Below are 19,279 nucleotides of genomic sequence, written 5' to 3'. Positions count from 1 at the left end.
GTTCTGAGATTACCACGGCACGAGGTTGACACACTCCGCGAGTGGAAGCCCCATCGCAGCGCCAGCAACCGTATACAGCGGCCCAAGGATGACGAGAATAACCGCAGACTTCAACGCTGTTCGCTTGTGCTGTTTGAGGCTCTTTTTTTGCTCGATATTCATCGTGAACATCTCAACGAGCGAATCAGCTTGCCACACGACGACCAATCCCATGATACCGAGAGCGGTCGTGATTTGGAAGAACCCAGAGATCATATCTGGCAATCCTTCTGCATCACAGACGACACTGTCCTGTGCAAGAACAGGGTCAACGGCAACGATCGAGAGCATAACGAAGGCTGCAACCCCACTACGCAGAACTCGCTGTCTGAGGGCACTCGAGTCACTCTGCTCGTCTGGGCTTTGATTCTCCGTTGTCATGGACAGATACGCCTGAAGTAATGTCGATCAGAATCGTGACATGGGCCAGCGAAGGCGGTGCTATCTCTGGAAATACTTTCGCTGGGCTGTGTCGGAGAAAAGAATTTCTCTCTATTCAGTGTATTTCGCATTTGATTACCGAGAGTTGATCTATTGAGACCGAGTAAATATCTTCTGTATTTCTTAAATGTATTGTGAAACTAGTGAATTAGCTGCTTACTTTTACTAGCAATCAGAAAATTAAAAGTAGTAATGAAATTCATATTTTTAGATGTTTTGAGACAGAGTATCTACTCGAGTTCCCCAGACTGATCCAATTGGATCCTGTAGCGTGGAAACAAGCGAAGCGTGATCACGAACTCGAAAAAAGCATGTCGTAGACGCGAGTGTCAAGAATGAGTTTGATCATCTCTACAAAAAAGCAGGCCGAGTGCCACGGGGCTTAACCTTGAGACGATCCACAAAGAGCTACAGATCATAAAGTCATAATTATCTTCCAACTCCCTCTCTTTCGATCTGATCACGATGTTCTTATATAGTGATAGAACAGAAAAAAGACAGCAATGTACGATTTGACTGGCTTTCAGCGAGATCTGCTCTATGCAATTGCTGGCCAAGAGCAGCCACACGGGCTTGCAATCAAAACCGAACTTGAGCAGTACTACGAGAAAGACATTCACCACGGTCGACTCTATCCAAATCTTGATACACTTGTTGACAAGGGTCTTGTTGAAAAGGGGACCAAAGATCGGCGGACAAATTATTACTCCATCACACGTCGTGGACAGCGTGAACTCGAAGCGCGCCGAGAGTGGGAACAACAGTACGTCGACGATCCCCTTTCAGACTCATAGTTCACCGACGATCTGTTGCTTCGAACTAATCCCGTGCATTCGATGTGAAAGAGCTATTTTACCGAAGTGAGTCGTTCTCTCTGGCCTAAACAAGGCCGTACCGAAGACAAATTATCCCCATTTCGCGTGCTTCAATTGGAGATTTGCTGTACGGAAATGGGACACTGTGATTTTTGTACTGTCATCTTGGCAACACCTGACAGGTTGGGGATTTGTACATGCATAGCCCCATCCTCAGTCCCCCGGTTTGGAACGATGTTCTCCCGTGACCGAGGTCGCAAGCAACCAAGGCCCCGGATCGTTTGGTCGATCGTCACTGAGTATTCACGATGGTTCCTCTCCTTCGATTGTTACACCGGAATGAATCGTGGCCTCTCGACCTGCAGAGACGTCACCGGTGATAGTCGTTCCCCACTCTAACTCGACAGCACCTCCGGCTGTGAGATTACCCTCAATCAAGGCACCCTCAACAACGACATCACCGTCACCATCCACATCACCGTAAATCTCGGCTCCCCATCTCACCGTTATGTCTCCAGTGGTCGTAACACTTCCCTCGATTATTACTGAGCCACTGATGACGACCTCATCTCTGGCCTCGAGTTCGCCTTTAACCACCGCTGAATCGCCCACAGTGACAGGACCATCAGTGGTGATATCGCCGTCAACCGTTGCCGAGTTGCTGATGACGACCTCTCCCCCTGCGTCGATATCTCCCTCAACTTCGCTCGAATATCCGATAAACACGTCACCATCGGTAGATATTTCGCCTGCGATTGTACTTGAACCCGCGACTGTGACATCTCCAGTCGCCGTGAGATCACCATCAACCGTACTCGAGTCACCGACGGAAATCTCTCCCTCTGAATCAACATCGCCGTTGACTGTGCTCGAGTCACCAATTGTGGTGTCACCACCGCTGGTCACATCTCCATCGACACTCGAGTCCCATCCGGTCGAAACATCACCGCTGACGTCAATCTCGCCATCAATTGTACTCGAGTCACCCGTCACTACGTCTCCACCGCTGGTAACATCCCCATCGACGCTCGAGTCCAATCCGGTCGAGACNCCCGTCACTACGTCTCCACCGCTGGTAACATCCCCATCGACGCTCGAGTCCAATCCGGTCGAGACATCACCGCTGGCGTCAATCTCGCCATCAATTGTACTCGAGTCACCCGCCACTACGTCTCCACCAGCAGTAACATCTCCTTCGACTGTTGAAGCCCACCCAGTCCAAATATCTCCGTCGGCATCGATATCGTCGCCGACCGCGCTGGAATCGCCTGTTGAGACGTCTCCTCCTGCTTCAATTTCTCCATCGACCGTGCTTGAACCACCAGTCGTGACGCTACCACCAGCAGTCACGTCACCCTCAACACTGGATTGCCAGTCCGTGGTGACATCCCCATCAGTGTCGATATCGTCTTCCTTGGTCTCTCCGCCACCAACAACAACTGTCTCTCCATCTGAATCGCCTGGCGGTCCTCCTGGCGTCCCATCTGGTGGACCGCTTGGTGGACCAGATCCACTAGGATTACACTCGTAGGTAAGTGTGATCTCAGCGGAGATGTCTGAGATGGTGATACCGTCGGCAGTTGCCTCTTGAACGATTACATTAACAGTTGTCGTTTCGTCACCTCGGCTTCCACCTTGGCCGTTACATGTCACAACAACCGAGGAAGGTGAGTCAGTCGTAATCCGGTCAGGGACTTCTACTTGGAGGTCATCGGCACCGCTCGAGAAGCTCACATCGATAGTTGGGTTGGTGATGTCTGACTCGAGATTATTTGTTAACGTCACAATCTCCGCTTCATCGTCTGGCCCATCAAGCGTGCTGTCAGCTGAGGTTACGCCTAACAAAGCGTTTTCACCGGATGCTGTTTGGACTTGGACACCACGATCGGCAGTGAGAGACGCGAAGCTATATGACGGGCCAATAACGAGTGCAGCCCCGACGATAACAAACAGGATACCGAGTTTGAGGGTCTTGTTCTGGATCTGGATCTCCTCTATTGGGGGGCAACTATGATTCGATTTATGGCTAGCATATACTTACCCATCAATGATCTAAACAGTTGTCTGAGACATTTTCGCATACATATGGATTCAAATCTACTTAGAAGACGTCGGTGGTGGACCGACGTCGAAGCCCCAATCCAACGCTGGAGTGTTTGTCGGACGGGCGATCGAGATCTGCTGGCTATTGACGTTTGATCTCGATCAGTAGCGGGGTGTTCACAAATGTCCTCATTTGTTGGGTTCTATGGGTCAAGACAGAACCACAGTTCCCCCGCCAAATAGACAATTCGAGTAAGGATAATTAACAGTACTGGCCGTACACTGACACACACGTCTCCGAACTCTTGTGTACCGTATTTGACTAACACAAATCATCAACGTGTAACTAGGGGGGAGTATTCGGAATCGACTGTTCACGGACTTCTAGCATAACAGTCAGACACAACAGAAATTCACTACTTCCTTCACCCGATTGCAAGAGCTGGATTCTTGCTAACCACGAGGTCTCTGTCACCAGATCGCCGCTGCCGACTTACGGTACGTAGTGCTCTCGATGGACAACTGTGGATTCGTTTTCTTCTTCATCGATTGCGGTGACGACGATTTGATCGCCATCAGTGTGGTAGGGAACAAAGAGGGTAATATCCTCCCATGTGGCAGTAAACTCGTCATCGTCACGGTCAAACGCTCCACTGCTTGCACCTTCGATAGTAGATTCAATCTCGATCCGGTTGGCGTCAATGCCTCGTTCATCGGTGAGCACGACAGCGGCCTGTGGAACGTCGCTTGTCGGGCTGTCGTACTCCCAATCAATTTCGACGACTACATCATCGTCTTCGTCCTCAATCGGTTCCTCAAAAGCCTCTTCAGGATCGTCCGGAGTATCGTCAACTGAGGCTGCAAACAGGTACCGCCATTCACCATCTTCAGTAGCGAGCATCCACACCATATCATCCTCTGTTGGATCCTCGGCAGTAATCTCAACCATTGCCATATCGGCGTCGTCAAGAGTTTCGGCGAGCTCTTCCTTCTCAAACCAGAACTCTGCGCCCTCAAGTTCGAACAGATCTGTAACCGTGGCGTCGCTGTCGATGACCTCGGCCTCGATTTCCTCAATTTCTTCCTCATCACCGCCTCCACGAAATTCCCAGCCATCCTCGACCCAAGCAGCGGGATCTAGTGGATTATGTGAGTGGGAGAGCTCACTCATCTGGTCGACATCTTCTTCAACGGCTGCTTCCAAGAACGCGTACACTACGGACAACGGATTATCATCCGAGTCTGAATCATCTTCTTCCGTATCTCCATCGTTTTCCGCCTCGTCGTCGGTTGTTTGCTCCCCTAATTCGTCGTCACTGCCACTTTCGTCGCTTGGATCGCTTGATGGGTCATCATCAAGGCATCCCGCAATCAAGACAGTGGTGACAAGCCCGGATTGAAGCAAACGACGTCGAGAAACTGTGCTCTCGGCGGTTCGGTTAGTATCACTCGCCTGGAGAGTGTTGTCTCTGTCGGAGACCATACTACTGCTACGAAAACCGGGCGTTTCAACGTTTTGGGATTACTGAAGTTATCATAAAATTTCAGGTCGTGTACTGGCTTCGGAAATTATTAGTACAGCTGAGTTCGAAGCCGGTCGACACGCTTCTCGGTCGGTGGATGCGTTCCAAAGATCGTTCGCGCGACGAATCGCCGTGTCCGATCGAAGAAGGGGTGTTCCTCCCATGTCGGTGGGACAATAGCGAACGCAGTAGCCGTGTCCCACTCGCGAAGATCCGTCGACGGGCGACGGTCAAGATCTGTGTCGAGCGACTCGAGCGCGCTCGCGAGGGAAGCCGGATCACCGGTGATCGCGACTGCACCGTCGTCGGCAGCGTACTCCCTACCCCGAGAGACAAGAGCGACGTACCAGCGGCTGATGATTCGAACCAGCATCGCAAGCGGTTCGATGACCGGATTGTAGCCATACCGGCTGCGAGCGAGCCGTGCGACGGCACCGGGTGCTGACAGTGCGGTGAGCACCGCGGCATCCCGATTGACGAGATGGGAGAGTTCGTGGGCGATGACGGCCTCGAGTTCGTCGTCCTCGAGCGTCTTAATCAACCCCCTAGAGAGGATGAGGGTTGATACAGCGGGGCGGTAGCCCACTGTTAGTGCGACAGGCGTGCTGTGCTCAAGCACTCGGATCTTAGGGGTCGGCAGGTCAGCCTGCCTGGCGAGTCGGGTGACGGTAGACTCGAGAGAACCGTCTACGCCGGCCTCTCGATCGGCGGCAGATTCCAACCCAATAGCGACCTGACCTGTCGACTCGTCGGCCGTAAGTTTCTCGAGGTCAAATCGATCTTCGAGATCTCGGAGAACAGCGCTGTTGCCAGTGAACTCCGCGCGGATCGTCGCGCCGACGTGGACGCTGACGAACGCGAAGGCACTCACGGCAGCCAATACAATGGCAACAGTTTCGACTGACACGAGAGCCGCTGCCCAGTAGCTGGCTCCGATCGTGACGATTCCAGCGACGGTCATCGGAATGGCCGGCCGCAGACCTGTTACTTGTTTGACTCTGGTACGGACCGATCTGATCTCGTCGGTGAGGCCGTAGACAGCCGCTGGATTGACAGGTTCCTCTTCGGCACTCTCAGCGGCGCGACGCTCAATAGCGTCTCGTATCTTGTCTACATGGTTGGGAACGAGGATGGATCCGAAGACGAGCCAGATGAGTGCAGCGACGACGAGCAGAGCGAACCCGGTCCAGTAGGCCACGCTGAGGTAACCGATGATAAAAACGCCGATAACGAGCCAATTGCCGCCGGTCGTGCGCTCGTCGTTCACCTCGTCTTTCGAACGGACCCACTCGTGGGCGGCCCAGAGGTACCCGGCCATCAGCAGGTAGAAGAAGCCAAGCAGGACCAAGAATCCGAAGAGCGGATCCGGAAGTGCCGAACGAAAGAATGGCAGGGTAGCCAGCACGATCAGTAATGACGAGAGCAACAGCACATACGAGGCGAGTTCGACAGTCCCCTGAGCGAGTGCACCCGCCGGTACGGAGCGCTCGCGAGCGGTACGGACGGTCCGCAACGACAGTTCAATGGCCGCCAAGCAGATGATCGCGACTGCAACCACGAGCGCGGTGGCGAGCGACTCGACGATGAGACTAGAGCCGGAACTGGAGAGATCCGGCAGTGATGAAAGGGCCTCGACGCCGTATTGAAGGCCGGCGTAGATTGGGACGCCGATCAATAGGAGGGCAGCAACGACGACGGCGCTCGAGAGGGCAAGACAGCTGCCAGCGGCGATAACCGTCCGGATGAGGAGATTGACACGAGTGGGTATTGACGTCACGACATGTTCACCTCGGGTGATTGTGTATCGAACGAAGTAGCGGGGAACTGGGGGGACACATATGGTTTTGAGAATTTATCTCGAGTGGGAAATAGATGCCTGACTGATCACAGAATGTGACGCGTCGCACCACCGATCATGACCCAGCTACTGTTGTGCACTGGAGGTCAGGCACCAGCTCTTGTGAACCGCCTCGAGGTCAAGTGGTTCGAGACGCTCCGCGTCTCGTCATCACGAGAGACGGAGTCTCTCGAACGACCCCGAAGCACTCGGCCTGCTCCGCCTGTAGATCACCACGAGTTTACGAGAGAGAACGCCCGAAAATTAATTGGCATATCACCGTTGTAACGAACAGTTCCGATGTGAGCCCCCTTCACTAACCAAAATGTATTATACAACTTCTTTAGTATATTGGCACTATGTCAAACGAACCGGCGGAGAAACCGCCGGCCGCACCGAATGTAGAACGGGCCAAGCCAACTGACCCGTCTGACCGGATTGTCGCTCTCGACGCCCTCCGTGGATTTGCTCTGCTCGGCATTTTGGTCATCAATATCTGGCTATTCGCGCTGCCGACCGTGGCGACGTTCAATCCGACCCTCTATGGCGACTTCACAGGCGGGAATTATGTCGCGTGGCTCATCAGTCACGTCTTCTTCGAACGAAAGTTTGTGACCCTGTTTACGTTCATGTTCGGTGGCGGGATGGTGCTGTTTCTGGAATCGAAAGCACGGAAGGGCCAGCCGGGACGGAAGTTACACCTCTCTCGGACCTTCTGGCTGCTCGTTATCGGGCTCGGACACGCGTATCTGCTCTGGTACGGCGACATCCTCGTCTTCTACGCGCTCTGTGGCTTCATCGTGGTTTGGGTGTGGCGGTGGCGTCCCGTCCGCCAATTCATCCTCGGCATCGTACTGTTCTCAATTCCGTCGGTTCTCTATCTCCTGATGGGCATGGGCTACCTCTTCCTCCCAGCAGAAGGACGGGCAGAGATAGAAGCCGAGTTGCTCGCCGCGTTCGGTGCGGAGTTCTCGCCCGAACAAGAGATCGAGATCTATCAAGGTGAGTGGCTCGACCAGGTAGCCCACCGCACCCCCGTCCTCTTTGAGTATCACACGCTCGGATTCCTCTTCGAATTGTTCTGGATGCTCGGCGGACTGATGATCGTCGGAATGTCGCTCTACAAGTGGGGTGTTCTCTCCAACCAGCGGAGTACACGTTTTTACAAACGCGTCCTCGTCGGTGCGGGTGGCGTCGGACTGGCGCTCGTCCTCGTCGGCGTCTGGCTCCGTGAGGTGTTTGCCTGGGAGACTGTCCCAGTCCTTACGCTCGCGTTTCAGTTCAATTACTGGGGCTCGTTGCTCCTTGCAACTGGCTATCTCGCGGGGATTATGCTGCTCTGTCGGTGGCTTCAGGACGGACTCGTCGTCCAAGCATTCACCGCTGTTGGCCGAACCGCGTTCACCAACTATCTGCTCCAAACCGTTATTGCCACGTCGATCTTCTACGGGCATGGACTCGGTTTGTTCGGCCAATTGAGCCTCTTAGAGTTACTGGGGGTGGTCGTGCTAATCTGGGCGATCCAGATCCCACTGTCGATGTGGTGGCTGGGCCGCTTCCGGTACGGCCCGGTCGAATGGGTCTGGCGGACCCTTACCTACGGCCAGCGCCAGCCGATTCGCCGCGAACCGTAATCAGGAACAGAACCGCTGAGTGAACTACCCCACCCTACTCAGCCGCTGGTGCGGCTTCGTTGAGGGTGGGACTTCCTGTTTCTATGACGCGCTTCTCTCCAGCAAAATCGTACGAGTCGATTCGAACAGTAAAAGTGATTGTTGCACATTCCTCATGCTATGTTAGGGTGAACCCTAACACTCATCGTGTTAGGTCTCATACTAACAAACAGGGGTGAGTAATTATGTCACAGTTGTTCGTGACGAGATTGAAGCCTATGCCGACGGTACTGTCGCCCGTGTCCGCGTGCTTTCGGTGCCCGAGTCCGAGAAGTTTCCAGACGTCATCAAGTACGCCTTCCACTACAGCGCCGCCGGCGCTGATGATCCAATCATCCGATTCGATAACCACCACGGAATTCACGAACTGCATCTTGTTCGGAGGTCTACGAGACCGACTATCCGGGACTGCAGACGCTGTATCGTGCTTGGCGTTCGGCACTCCCGTTCGCCAAACGAACTGACTGGCAATACACCGATCCCACACCCATGACCCAAACACTTCACGTCCGTATCAACTCGTCGTCCGACCGTAACGATCTCGAAGACACGCTTGCTGCTCTCGATGCTGGCGAGAGTGTCGACCCCAAGCCATCGACGCTCTCGGTGGAGGACCTCGAGACGTTCGGTCGAATCTTTCGGCCGACGAATCTCGAACTCCTCGAGGCAATTGCTGACCATGAGCCAGACAGTATTCGTGAACTCGCGCGGATCGTCGGCCGTCATCCGCCAGAAGTCACTGAGAACGTGACCGAACTTGCCGACTACGGACTCGTCGAACTCGAACAAAACGGTCGCGCAAAGCGTCCGGTTGTGTGGTACGATGAGATCGATATCGACCTTCCCATCGGTCAGCACTCTCCCGATGTTGCACCAGCGTGATATCTTCCTCACTTTTCGCTAAAGACGGATGCAGCCACCACAATGGAAGTGTCAGTTGGCGCTACCAGAGGCGAACTCTGTACGAGTTTGTGACGAGACCAATTATTTATTAATTGTTTTCGGGATTACAAACAGCACTGTTGAAACCGCACTAAATACTATGATGGATAACATTGAATCATCGAATAAATAAAAACATAGTCCGGTGCTAAATACACCAATCCCCATAATCCAGTATAGGTACTTTGAGTCTACCCTTCTAACTGGGAATAAAATAGCTATTAGTATTATAGCGATGTAGACTGGTAAAGGATTCAATGAATCAACCAATAGTGATGATAAAATAACTGATAGAACCAATCCTATTGATCTCGCAGCATCATATGCATGTATATCTAAGTCGGCCATTGGTATAGTTACAAAATAGTTTTTACCGTATTATATGTCCTGATCCAATTTATGCAGCATAATGTTTTTGTCGTGTTGTAAAGTCGTCGAAAGTTTGATCCCGTTATAGAGTTGTCTACGCGCGCATCTGGTAAGCCAACGAATATCAGCAGTGTAATGGCTGTTTTGACTGACTGTTCAAGTAGTTTGCCAGCGAACACCACGAAGTCATTCCAGAATCGAAGAGTAAGGAGTACCCCGAGTCCGTTCTCACCCACGAACGTCGTCAATCGAATCGGAGACGTCCTTCATCTTGACGTCGGCGTAGGCCTCGTGGGTGGTCTCAATCGAGTTGTGTCGTAACGCTTCCTGAGCCTTTTCGGACATCCCGCTGGTATAGAGATCACGCCCGAGTGCCCGCCGTGCCCCGTGCAAGGTCAAATAATCGTACTCGCCATCGGGATCGATCCCAGCCTCGTCGGTGAGTCGTTTCAAAAGTTGGCGAACACCCTCTTTCGAGATTGATGGCGGCGGCACCTCGTGCTCGCGATGCAGACGATCAAGGACAGCTGTCTTGCCTTGGTCACCTCTTTCCTTGAGGGTTGCATCAACCCGATCTGCGACAAGTACATCCTCGAGTGCACGCTTTTTCGAGCCGTAGTGGCCGGTCGGGAAGACAGGCCACGCCTCGGTCGGTGGCTCTTGTACCCGGTACCATCGCTTGAGGACGTCATGGACGCTTGCGGGGAACGGGGCCTGTTCGTACTCACGCGATTTGCCGTAGACTTCGATCAACCGCTCGTCGAAGTCGACGTCGCTCCAGCGAAGGCCGTTGCGTTTGTCGTCTTTCGAGTCGGCGAACAGTTCCGCACCACGCGCCCCTGTCCCGTCGAGCATAACGACAATCGCCCGGTCACGGAAGGCTGTTTCGACGTCGGTTCGAATGGTTCCCTCCAGAGCCATGTCGACGCGCTTGGTCACGTACTCAAGTAACGTCTCGCGGTCTTCTTGAGACCAATACTGACGCTTGCGTTTCCCGTCGTCTTCTGGTAGCGGGTCCATCGCGGTGTTCGTGTTCGCCGGGTTTGACTCGAGGTGTTGCTCTCGGACAGACCAGGAGAGAAAGGCCCTCACGTACGCGAAGTAGTTGTGGGCGGTTGAAGCCGCCAGATCCTCGTCGATCACGACGCGGTCGTAGAGGTGCTCGCTGTAACTACGGACGTCATGGGGGGAGAGGTCTTCCACAAGCTCGAGACCGCGTTCGTCTCGACAGTGATCGGCGAACTCACACAGTGGTGAGCGCATGGTCGTCTTCGACCCGTCGGCATTGATCTTGTACCGCAGGTAGCTCTCGATGGCTTCGTGGACGGTCGTCCCCCCGCGTGTAGCCCGTCGCTCCGTTGATCCAGACATTCGTATGCGGGGTACAGTGTCGACCCTAGTAAAGTCCCTTGGTTAAACTCTTATTTAACCAAGTGCAATCTGAAACGCCTCTCGCGGGCGATTTCGGTAGTCTCGGGTACTCGAGCGTACAAAACCATACCCTATAAACCGAATACGGCTGTATAGATTTTTTTCTCGGCGGCGACCACGGTTTCAGATCTCAAATTCTGAATGGCCCGTGTTTCTCGCGCACGCGCGCGTACGGGCTCTAGAGCAGAATCAGATTCCGTACCTAATTCTCACACAAAATGATTTTTAAAGATGTCCATACCCCTTGCGTTCGAGTTCTGCTTCCAGTTCGACATGCATCGCTTCGACAGTCTCCTCGTCGAAATGCTGTCCCGTCACTGCACCAGAGATCTCCGCGATTTCAGAGTGCCACTCACGCACTGCATCCGCAAGGGCTGCTAGAAGTTCTTCCTCAGTCTTGTCTACTCCATCAACTTTCTCGACGATCTGCCATCCCGGCTGAAAGTTTTCGATGACGTACCCTGTGTTCTCAAACTGAATTGCGAACCGCTCGCAGACTGCCCCAAACCCAGTTTCGAGACTGAGTAGTGGCATAACGTGGACGACACGATCGCGCTCTTCCAGTTCACGAAGATCCGCAACAGGAACAGCGGTTTCAGGGAGCACTGAATAGAGGGGTTCAGGAAGGGGAGGTCCACTCTCACCGGTTTCCGGCGGATCGTACTGGTCATTGATCGGATCGCCTTTCTCTTTCACGATGTCTGGCCCTTTGTCACTCGGCTCGTCGCTGAGGACATCTTTCAAAATAGCGTAGAACCGCCATTCATCACCGTAGTCATACAGATAGCATATGCGATCGTACTGTTCGAGCCCGAGTTGGCGGGTCATCTCGCCGATCGTCACGTCTCCAGCGTTCTCGATCCGCTCGGTACGCAACAGTGGGTCGCCATTGAGTGACTCCTCGTATTCCTGCGGACACTGGTATTTGACAGCACTGTCCCAGTAGTCCTCATCCTCTCCAACGAACCAGAGATGGCCCTGATCAAGTCCGACTGCGGGGTTGATTGCCGACTGCAACTCGGTGATCGTTCTGTCTGCGCCGACGACGATATCCCGCCACAGAGATGTAGGATCCGGATCGAATTTGATGCGAAAGCGGTAGGCAGTCATCCTTGGAACTCTGTTCCTATGTGGAAACTGGTGGGATCATCGATACGCTGTTCTAAGTCTTCGATTTCGTCACGGATCGTGTGCCAACTGGCAGTGGAAGACATATGACGTAGTTGCACAGTATCCGGACTAAACCTTGCTCACGGAGCCATCGGTACAGATACTATTGGGTAGTGGTTTATGAATAGGCATTCTAATGGATGGCCTCTGTCAACTACAGATATGGCTGAAACATATACACTCTGTGTTCAGATTGAGTCACACGAGTACTATGGCGAGTTCTATCTCGTAGGCGAGGGATATGGAACCCCAGCAGAGGTGCTGGACAACATCGCTGCCGATCATCTCTTGCGAATCTCGAGCGCGTCGCGTATCGAAGAATACCTGCTTGATGTGCTGAAGCAAGGAGAGAACGCAAGTGAGGGCGAGTATGACTCGACAGACGCTGACATCGAATGCTGGATTCACGTCGACGTCTCCTACCAGAGATACGCCTTTGGTGTAGGCGATAGAGTTGTCGAGTTTACCGGCGAACCGACCAAAAGCGAAATCGCCTCGACTGTCACGCAACTCCAGTCATAGTATTCTTAGGAAGATATTCGATTAGACTGGTTGGTTAGGCCATTTCATTAGACCATCCAGATGGTTTTTCTCATTTAGAATTATGTCGCCATAGAACCAAACCATTCAGATAGGATGATCGGTTAGGCCAACTTATTAGACCATCTATAAAACTTCATTTTTATGAGGGCGTGTTAGTCAGTTTCAGGTGCGGTCTGTTCTACATATGAGTGCTCAAAGAGGCAGCAGAAGCGATCAATGCCGGCATCTAAGTAAACAGGTGTATTTAGATAGGCTAATCGGTTAGGCCAACTAATAAACCTACCTAAGAGAACTAGCGAAAAACTATAATCAATCAGTTCATCCGATAATACATGCTTACTTATGCCACCTATTCGGAGGCTGGCGGTGTTGGAAAGACAACACTTGCTGCATCACTCGCTGACGAACACACCCGCGTCGGTCGCAACGTCCTGACAGTCGACCTTGATCCACAGTACGGATCGCTGACTCACTTACTCGGCGTCGCTGCTCCACGCGACGATGGCGACGCAGACAACTTGGCTCGCCATCTGATCGACCGGCCGAAAGGCGACTTCAGCGAACTCATCCTCGAGACTGATTTCGGATTCGACGTCGTTCCGAGCCACAATATGATGGAACGGCTCGGTGATCTCCTAACTCGAGCTGAGCAGATGGCCAACGATCTCGACGAGGACTTTGATCCAACCGACCAGCTTCGACGTGTCCTCCTCGAAGCTGGCGTCCCCAACGAGTACGACACAATCATCATCGACCCGCCAGCGACTGCGGGACCACACCTCTACAACGCAGTGAACGCGACGCGATCGCTAGTGATCCCGATCGAGCCGACGGGGAAAGGGATGCAAAGTATCTACGGCCTAGAAGAGCTCGTCGACGGCCTTGAAGGCACCATCTCGAATGGTGATGAACAGGTCGAGATCGGAGTCCTCGCGGGAGTCCCGAACGGCATCGGTCGAACAAGTGACCAACAGGAATATCTCGAAGAAATCCGTAACCGCGGCTATCCAGCACCGGTCGCGATTCGTACCCGGGAGTCGCTGTTCCAAGGCTGCTGGAAAGAGCAGTGTACTCCTCGCTACTACGTTGAGCACCACCGTGATCGGAAACGCGACCACGAGATGGAGACGCTCGAGAAGTTAGAGCAACTGGCTGAAGAAATCACGGTGGTCGGTGAACGATGAAGAAAGGTGCTGGCAGCGATCCGTTCAGCGACGGTATCGACGACACGGCTGACCAAAATGTTGAGGAAGACGTCGACGACGTTGTCGATGATGCCCTCGAAGAGGAACCTGAGGACGAAGCTCCCTCTGATGATATCGACGTCGAAGAAGTAGTCGAGGCTGCTAACGACGAAGTCGTGCCAGAACTCCCTCAATCAGGCCGTGATGATGACGGTGTCCCTTGGGTCTATACGCGGAATAACGTCAAACATGACCGAGATATGGTCCAGTTCTATCTTCGCAGCAGCGTCCAAGATGTCGAGGGAGAACTCGTTGACGCGGTAGAAAATGAACTAGGGACCAGCGTCTCAAAGACGGACGTTCGAGAGGCTGCGTATGTCGCTGCGATGCGGCGGCCAGAAATCGTTGCTGAGGAACTCGAACGCTGGGGCTTTGAAACCGAGTGAGACCTATACGGAACTTTCATTCGGGCACCGAACCCTTATAATCCCATTTGAGGTTATCACCCTTACGTCTGACAACATATTTGTACGGACCATGCAGCTCGCCACGCCGGCATTTGCAGTTGTCCTTGCCACAGCTTACCTTCTTGATCACTACGGTCCCTTCGCTCGATTCTTTGATCGTTTCGATCGACTCGTCCTCTCCGGCGTCAATGTCCTCGGTGGCGATGTCCCGTCGGTATGCGAGCAGTTCGTTGATCCAATCTTGGAGAGCCTGCAAACTCTCGTCGTCTTGCTTCGGGACACCCTCGGCGAGGTACTGCGGAAGTGGATCGGGAGCAGAGGGACGAGTTGGCATTTTCTTACCAAACAGTAGAGCCAATATCAGAATAAATGTTTGGTAAGATCGCATTTTATCCCTCCGCCATTTCCGAAGCAATCACCACTTAGATTGCCTCAGGACGGGGTTATTGGAGAATCAGATTGCACCGGAGACTGTGGTTCCGTCTACAATACACACACCGTTGTTTCCGAAGCTATAGACAAAGGAACCTCAACCCCTCCACCACTTCCGAAGCTTCGAACAAGTTGTCGTAAGAATCAGTAAGACCAGAGTCGAACGTCAGCGGTGGCGGTGAGTAGGGCAGGTAGTTCACCCGGGGAATACTCATTGAGAAGCCTGGAACTTGTCTACAGTATTCATTGTCTGAATTATCTGGATTCGGTGATCGAGCACTGGTTCAACATGAGAGATGACGAATGGTTCGGCGAAAGAGAGACGACAACCCTCCACCGTTTCCGGAGCTTTTGCTAATGATGCTTTCTGAGAACCCTCACTCCACTGTTTCCGAAGCTATCTCAAACAAAGAAGAGGGTGGTACTAGAAAACAGGTCTATATTACCGGAAGATCTCATGAACCACACAGCGTAAACCACTAGAAAATAACATATAATATATCTATAATAACATTGCTACTGCAGTGCGGTTACTGTTTTAGTTATGGTTATTTAAATCTTTCTTCTTTATTAGACTCTTGCCGAAAAGAGGGGAGACCCGTTCAAACAAAAGCTCCGGAAACAGTGGAGTGAGGGTGTATTATAAAAACGAGAGCTTAGGAAGTGGTGGTGTGGTGTGAGGTTATAAGCCACTGAGCTTAGGACGCTCCGGAAGCTAAGGAAGCGGTGGTTTTATCATGTCAGGCTGTATTATCGTCTCTCATGGGGATGTTCCAGCGGGATCGTCAAGTGTTCGCGGATGCCCAACCGCTTGACGACTCGTATGAGCCTGAGGATATTCGTGAACGAGACGAGGAACTCGAGAAATACCAACGGGCTCTCCAACCGATCATCGATAATCGCCCGACATCGAACATCTTCCTATACGGGAAGACGGGGACGGGAAAAACCGTTGCGACGAAATTCATGCTGTCGCACTTGGAGAACGATGCTGCCGAGTACGACGACGTTGATCTCTCAACTGTCTGGGTCAGCTGTGAGAACCTTTCCTCGTCTTACCAGGTCGCAGTCGCGCTCGTAAACGAAATTCGTAAAAGCCAGAACAGAGACCGCATCAGTACTACCGGTTATTCCCAGCAACGCGTATTTGATATCCTCTACGAAGAGCTCGATGCACTCGGCGGTACCGTTGTGATTGTTCTCGACGAGATCGACAACATTGGAAACTCCGATGACATTCTCTATGGACTACCTCGAGCGCGGTCGAACGGTTATGTCGGCGATGTGCGCCCTGTAATAATTGGTATCAGTAATGACTTCCAGTTTCGGGATAATCTCTCTCCGAAGGTCAAAGACACACTCGCTGAAAAAGAAATTCTCTTTCCGCCATACGACGCGAACCAACTGCGCCCGATTCTTGAACCACGCGCTGAAAAAGCGTTCTACGATGGTATCCTCGACGGAGACGTGGTTCCACTTTGTGCGGCCTTTGCCGCTCAGGACACTGGATCGGCCAGACAGGCGATCCGTCTGCTTCGTGAAGCTGGAGAACTGGCTCAGGCCGAAGATGTCGATACTGTGACTGAGGAGCATGTCCGGGATGCTCAAGACGAACTCGAGAAGAACCAACTGTATGAAGGAATGCAGGAACTCACGACACAGGGCCATGCAGTCCTCTGTGCGCTCGCTTATCGCCAAGCGCTCAACAAAGTCCCTGTTCGATCTCGAGATCTTTACGAACGATACGTGAAGATCTGTGACAGACTTGATGCTGATAGTGTGAGCGAACGGCGTGTTCGCGATCACCTTTCAGATATGAATATGCTTGGGCTCATCAGCGTCTATGAACGGAACGAAGGGCTCTCCGCTGGCCGTTATCACGAGTACGAACTTGATGTCCCGTTAAACGCAGTTCTTGAGGTTCTTCTCTCGACGAACCGGTTTGAAGAGGTGGCAAACATCATTCGATCGACGGCTGATGACAATAATCTCCTTCAGTCCGATATTTCTGACTATTGAGTCTGGTGCTTCGGTGATTGGAACAGTTCGATGGTAACTGAAAGCTTCGGAAACGGCGGAGGGTCCGGACTCACTCGAGAACTCTGGGGATCGCGGAAAGAGATCGGTTACGAATTAGGGTGGTTCGCGAAAGTTGCTCGCATATTTTTGTGCTGCACCTAAGTGTGCTACTATCAACAACCCTGGTAGCATTTCTGCTCGGGAAATTTCTAGACTACCCACCCTCCACCGTTTCCGAAGCTATGGACGAAGAGGTTTCAACCTTGTCACCAGTTCTGAAACTTGACCGTGGTCGTCTGCAGCCCTTTGCAGTGGTGTGATGAGCACTAATCTAGCCGATTGATGATTTGTCCAGCATCAGACGTAAACTATGCTGACGAACCGCCTTCCATTGCTTTGAGTCCATTCTCTGAGCTTTCTCTTTTTCCTATACAGTCGGCTTTGGTGAATCGCCATACAGCGTCGGGCTGTAGTGTCTCACAGCCTTCCTGAGATCGGTCACTAGGTTCGTCACCGCCGGATTCCTCGAGGGTGCGGTCACGATCGTTCCAGCGTGACGCTTCGAGTGACGTGATTCTTCATCGTAAGTCGCCGCCGTCTAGTGATTCACCAGAGCCATACAGTCTACAGATCTGAATGCTCGATATTATCGTTCGAGTACCTCTCCATCTGTATCTGTACCAGTTGTTCCGGCGACTGCCTTCGCACGCTCGAGTTCACGGATCTCTCGCTGAGCCTGTCGTTCGAGCAGTTCGACTCGGCAATAGCGTGCACGTTGGTTAACCTTGTCCAGTGACTCAGATCTGTTCTACGGGCGGATTGAGCGTCTCTTGGATTGGTTGACAAGTGGTTTCTGCCACCCCTACCCGAGCATCTTGAGGCTAGGATGAGTACTGGTGGATATGACATGGACCGAGAAGGACGAAGAGCGGGAAGAGCGCATCAAGATGCGTATCATCGTCGACACCCACAGTCCAGAAGAGCAGGCGTGGGGATGGTACGCCTATCTGGACGATACGATGGACTTCCCGTTTGAAGCGCGTTGTGTCACCGAGCGAGAGGAGTCTCCCCTCAAAGAAGGCGAAACGATACGCGTGATTGGAATGTCCCCGACAGATCCGACTCTCAGCCAGATGTTCGTGATGATAGAGTGGATGGACAGAGAACTTGGCGTGCCGCTAGAGCAACTGGAACCTCTCGAAGCCGGTCGTGACACAGAACAAGCGATTGCAGACTGGCAGTACTGGCTCGACCGCTACCGTGGCTCCTGACTGGGCTATCCACAATCGTGACCCTCTCGGAGTCCAGCACCAAGGCACTCGCCTTGTTTGTAGAAGGACAAGACGGACGAACGCCTCACCGGAACCCGAGGAACCCACATATTGAATCCGTTCGAGGATCTCTGTCTGTACACTGAATGCGAGTCGAATTCGACGACGGGACGCTCTTGCTCCGTGATGCCCCCGACGATATCCCCTATGCGGAGTGGGACGACCGCGTCGACGAGTACCGAACGCAAGCATATCGATATCGGTCCCTCCTCGAATGGGTGGGCGCCTGGTCGGACGGAAACGAGCAGGCAACGCTTCAGGACGGGTTCGCTTACGCTCTTGAAGACACCGCGCGGGCCTATCCTGCCCTCGATCTCACGCCAGCGCTCCACATCGAGCCGCGTGACTACCAGCAGGCCGCCCTCAACGCCTGGATTGACCACGGCCGCCAGGGGAGTGTCGTTCTTCCGACCGGAAGCGGAAAGACGTTTCTTGGACTGCAGGCAATCGCTGACGCCGGCGTGAGTGCGCTTGTCGTGACACCGACGATTGACCTGATGAATCAGTGGCACGCCACACTCACCAACGCCTTTGGCGATCAACTCACAGATCCGATCGGCGTTCTCGGCGGCGGTAGCCACGAGGTCACCGCGATCACCGTCACTACCTACGATAGTGCCTACCGCTACATCAACGAATACGGCGACCAGTTCGGCTTACTCATCGTCGACGAGGAACATCACCTGCCAGCGCCGACCTACCGGCAGATCCCCGAAATGACGATCGCACCGTATCGGCTGGGACTGACCGCTACCTACGAACGGCCTGACGGAAAGCATGAACTCCTCGAGGATCTCATTGGTCCGGTTGCCTATGAAGAGGCTGTCGACGAACTCGCTGGCGAGTACCTCAGCGAGTACGAAACTATCCACATGTCTGTCGACCTCACGGCAGAAGAACGGGATACATACGACAAAGAGTACCAGACCATCCGTTCTAGCTTAGCGACTGACTGAGACGGTGATCACGCCGAAATTGCGTCGGATCTGACCGCTATCATACCGAGATAGCTGCTGTTCC

General features: G+C 53.0%; 16 protein-coding genes and 2 pseudogenes. 10 read left to right on the top strand and 8 right to left on the bottom strand.

All coding sequences use genetic code 11. From position 1 onward, the window contains the following. Positions 1-9: 9 nt before the first annotated feature. Positions 10-330, bottom strand: coding sequence for a hypothetical protein (locus C495_RS16160; RefSeq protein ID WP_008164848.1), 321 nt, complete (start codon positions 328-330; stop codon positions 10-12). A gap of 653 nt (positions 331-983) precedes the next feature. Between C495_RS16160 and C495_RS16155 the strand changes: the two genes are divergently transcribed. Then, the gene (locus C495_RS16155) at positions 984-1,274 is read left to right on the top strand and encodes a PadR family transcriptional regulator (RefSeq protein ID WP_008164847.1); all 291 of its coding nucleotides are present in this window, start codon (positions 984-986) and stop codon (positions 1,272-1,274) included. A 324-nt stretch (positions 1,275-1,598) separates the two neighbouring features. Here the strand turns inward: C495_RS16155 and C495_RS18695 are convergent, their stop codons facing one another. From C495_RS18695 to C495_RS16140, 3 genes are all read right to left on the bottom strand, one after another. After that, complete coding sequence (locus tag C495_RS18695) at positions 1,599-2,201, bottom strand: polymer-forming cytoskeletal protein (RefSeq protein WP_449406477.1); 603 nt, start codon at positions 2,199-2,201, stop codon at positions 1,599-1,601. Positions 2,202-3,831: 1,630 nt separating this feature from the next. After that, on the bottom strand, positions 3,832-4,821 hold the full coding sequence (locus C495_RS16145) for a hypothetical protein (RefSeq protein ID WP_049890396.1): 990 nt from the start codon (positions 4,819-4,821) through the stop codon (positions 3,832-3,834). An 89-nt stretch (positions 4,822-4,910) separates the two neighbouring features. Next, entirely contained in the window at positions 4,911-6,638 is a 1,728-nt protein-coding gene (locus tag C495_RS16140; RefSeq protein ID WP_008164844.1) for a M48 family metallopeptidase, read from the bottom strand. A 419-nt stretch (positions 6,639-7,057) separates the two neighbouring features. Between C495_RS16140 and C495_RS16135 the strand changes: the two genes are divergently transcribed. The 3 genes and pseudogenes from C495_RS16135 to C495_RS16125 all read left to right on the top strand — a co-directional run bounded on the left by C495_RS16135 (position 7,058) and on the right by C495_RS16125 (position 9,253). Continuing rightward, a complete protein-coding gene (locus C495_RS16135) occupies positions 7,058-8,332 on the top strand; it encodes a DUF418 domain-containing protein (protein ID WP_008164843.1) in 1,275 nt (424 codons plus the stop codon). Positions 8,333-8,546: 214 nt separating this feature from the next. After that, a pseudogene (locus C495_RS18390) lies at positions 8,547-8,839 on the top strand (toxin-antitoxin system TumE family protein); the annotation flags it as partial. 21 nt (positions 8,840-8,860) lie between these two features. Further along, on the top strand, positions 8,861-9,253 hold the full coding sequence (locus C495_RS16125; protein WP_008164840.1) for an HVO_A0114 family putative DNA-binding protein: 393 nt from the start codon (positions 8,861-8,863) through the stop codon (positions 9,251-9,253). A gap of 102 nt (positions 9,254-9,355) precedes the next feature. Here C495_RS16125 and C495_RS17730 read toward each other — a convergent pair whose 3' ends face one another. The 3 genes from C495_RS17730 to C495_RS16115 form a co-directional block, all read right to left on the bottom strand. Further along, a complete protein-coding gene (locus tag C495_RS17730; RefSeq protein ID WP_152418920.1) occupies positions 9,356-9,661 on the bottom strand; it encodes a hypothetical protein in 306 nt (101 codons plus the stop codon). Between the two features lie 249 nt (positions 9,662-9,910). Then, a complete protein-coding gene (locus C495_RS16120; protein ID WP_008164838.1) occupies positions 9,911-11,053 on the bottom strand; it encodes a tyrosine-type recombinase/integrase in 1,143 nt (380 codons plus the stop codon). Positions 11,054-11,338: 285 nt separating this feature from the next. After that, positions 11,339-12,223 (bottom strand): IS1096 element passenger TnpR family protein, encoded by an 885-nt coding sequence (locus tag C495_RS16115; protein ID WP_008164836.1) that lies wholly within the window; start codon positions 12,221-12,223, stop codon positions 11,339-11,341. Positions 12,224-12,445: 222 nt separating this feature from the next. Between C495_RS16115 and C495_RS16110 the strand changes: the two genes are divergently transcribed. The 3 genes from C495_RS16110 (at position 12,446) to C495_RS16100 (ending at position 14,456) form a co-directional block, all read left to right on the top strand. Next, positions 12,446-12,805, top strand: a complete 360-nt coding sequence (locus C495_RS16110; RefSeq protein ID WP_008164834.1) for a hypothetical protein — start codon at positions 12,446-12,448, stop codon at positions 12,803-12,805. A 353-nt stretch (positions 12,806-13,158) separates the two neighbouring features. Continuing rightward, entirely contained in the window at positions 13,159-14,010 is an 852-nt protein-coding gene (locus tag C495_RS16105) for a ParA family protein (RefSeq protein WP_008164832.1), read from the top strand. After that, positions 14,007-14,456, top strand: a complete 450-nt coding sequence (locus tag C495_RS16100; protein ID WP_008164830.1) for a hypothetical protein — start codon at positions 14,007-14,009, stop codon at positions 14,454-14,456. The genes C495_RS16105 and C495_RS16100 overlap by 4 nt, the downstream gene beginning before the upstream one ends. Before the next feature lie 16 nt (positions 14,457-14,472). Here C495_RS16100 and C495_RS16095 read toward each other — a convergent pair whose 3' ends face one another. Continuing rightward, positions 14,473-14,811, bottom strand: a complete 339-nt coding sequence (locus C495_RS16095) for a DUF6788 family protein (protein ID WP_049890399.1) — start codon at positions 14,809-14,811, stop codon at positions 14,473-14,475. A gap of 860 nt (positions 14,812-15,671) precedes the next feature. Here C495_RS16095 and C495_RS16090 point away from each other — a divergent pair. The 3 genes and pseudogenes from C495_RS16090 to C495_RS16080 all read left to right on the top strand — a co-directional run. After that, positions 15,672-16,928 carry an orc1/cdc6 family replication initiation protein gene (locus C495_RS16090; RefSeq protein ID WP_008164826.1) on the top strand — a complete coding sequence of 419 codons (1,257 nt, stop codon included), beginning with the start codon at positions 15,672-15,674 and terminating at the stop codon, positions 16,926-16,928. Between the two features lie 902 nt (positions 16,929-17,830). Further along, positions 17,831-18,199 carry a calcium-binding protein gene (locus C495_RS16085; RefSeq protein ID WP_008164825.1) on the top strand — a complete coding sequence of 123 codons (369 nt, stop codon included), beginning with the start codon at positions 17,831-17,833 and terminating at the stop codon, positions 18,197-18,199. A 146-nt stretch (positions 18,200-18,345) separates the two neighbouring features. Further along, positions 18,346-19,194 (top strand): annotated as a pseudogene (locus tag C495_RS16080) (DEAD/DEAH box helicase family protein); the annotation flags it as partial. Positions 19,195-19,279: the final 85 nt, after the last annotated feature.

This window comes from Natronorubrum sulfidifaciens JCM 14089 (assembly GCF_000337735.1).
Taxonomy (GTDB): Archaea; Halobacteriota; Halobacteria; order Halobacteriales; family Natrialbaceae; genus Natronorubrum; species Natronorubrum sulfidifaciens.
The sequence above is the reverse complement of the archived record's forward strand: the minus strand, read 5'-3'. Positions and strand labels throughout refer to the sequence as shown.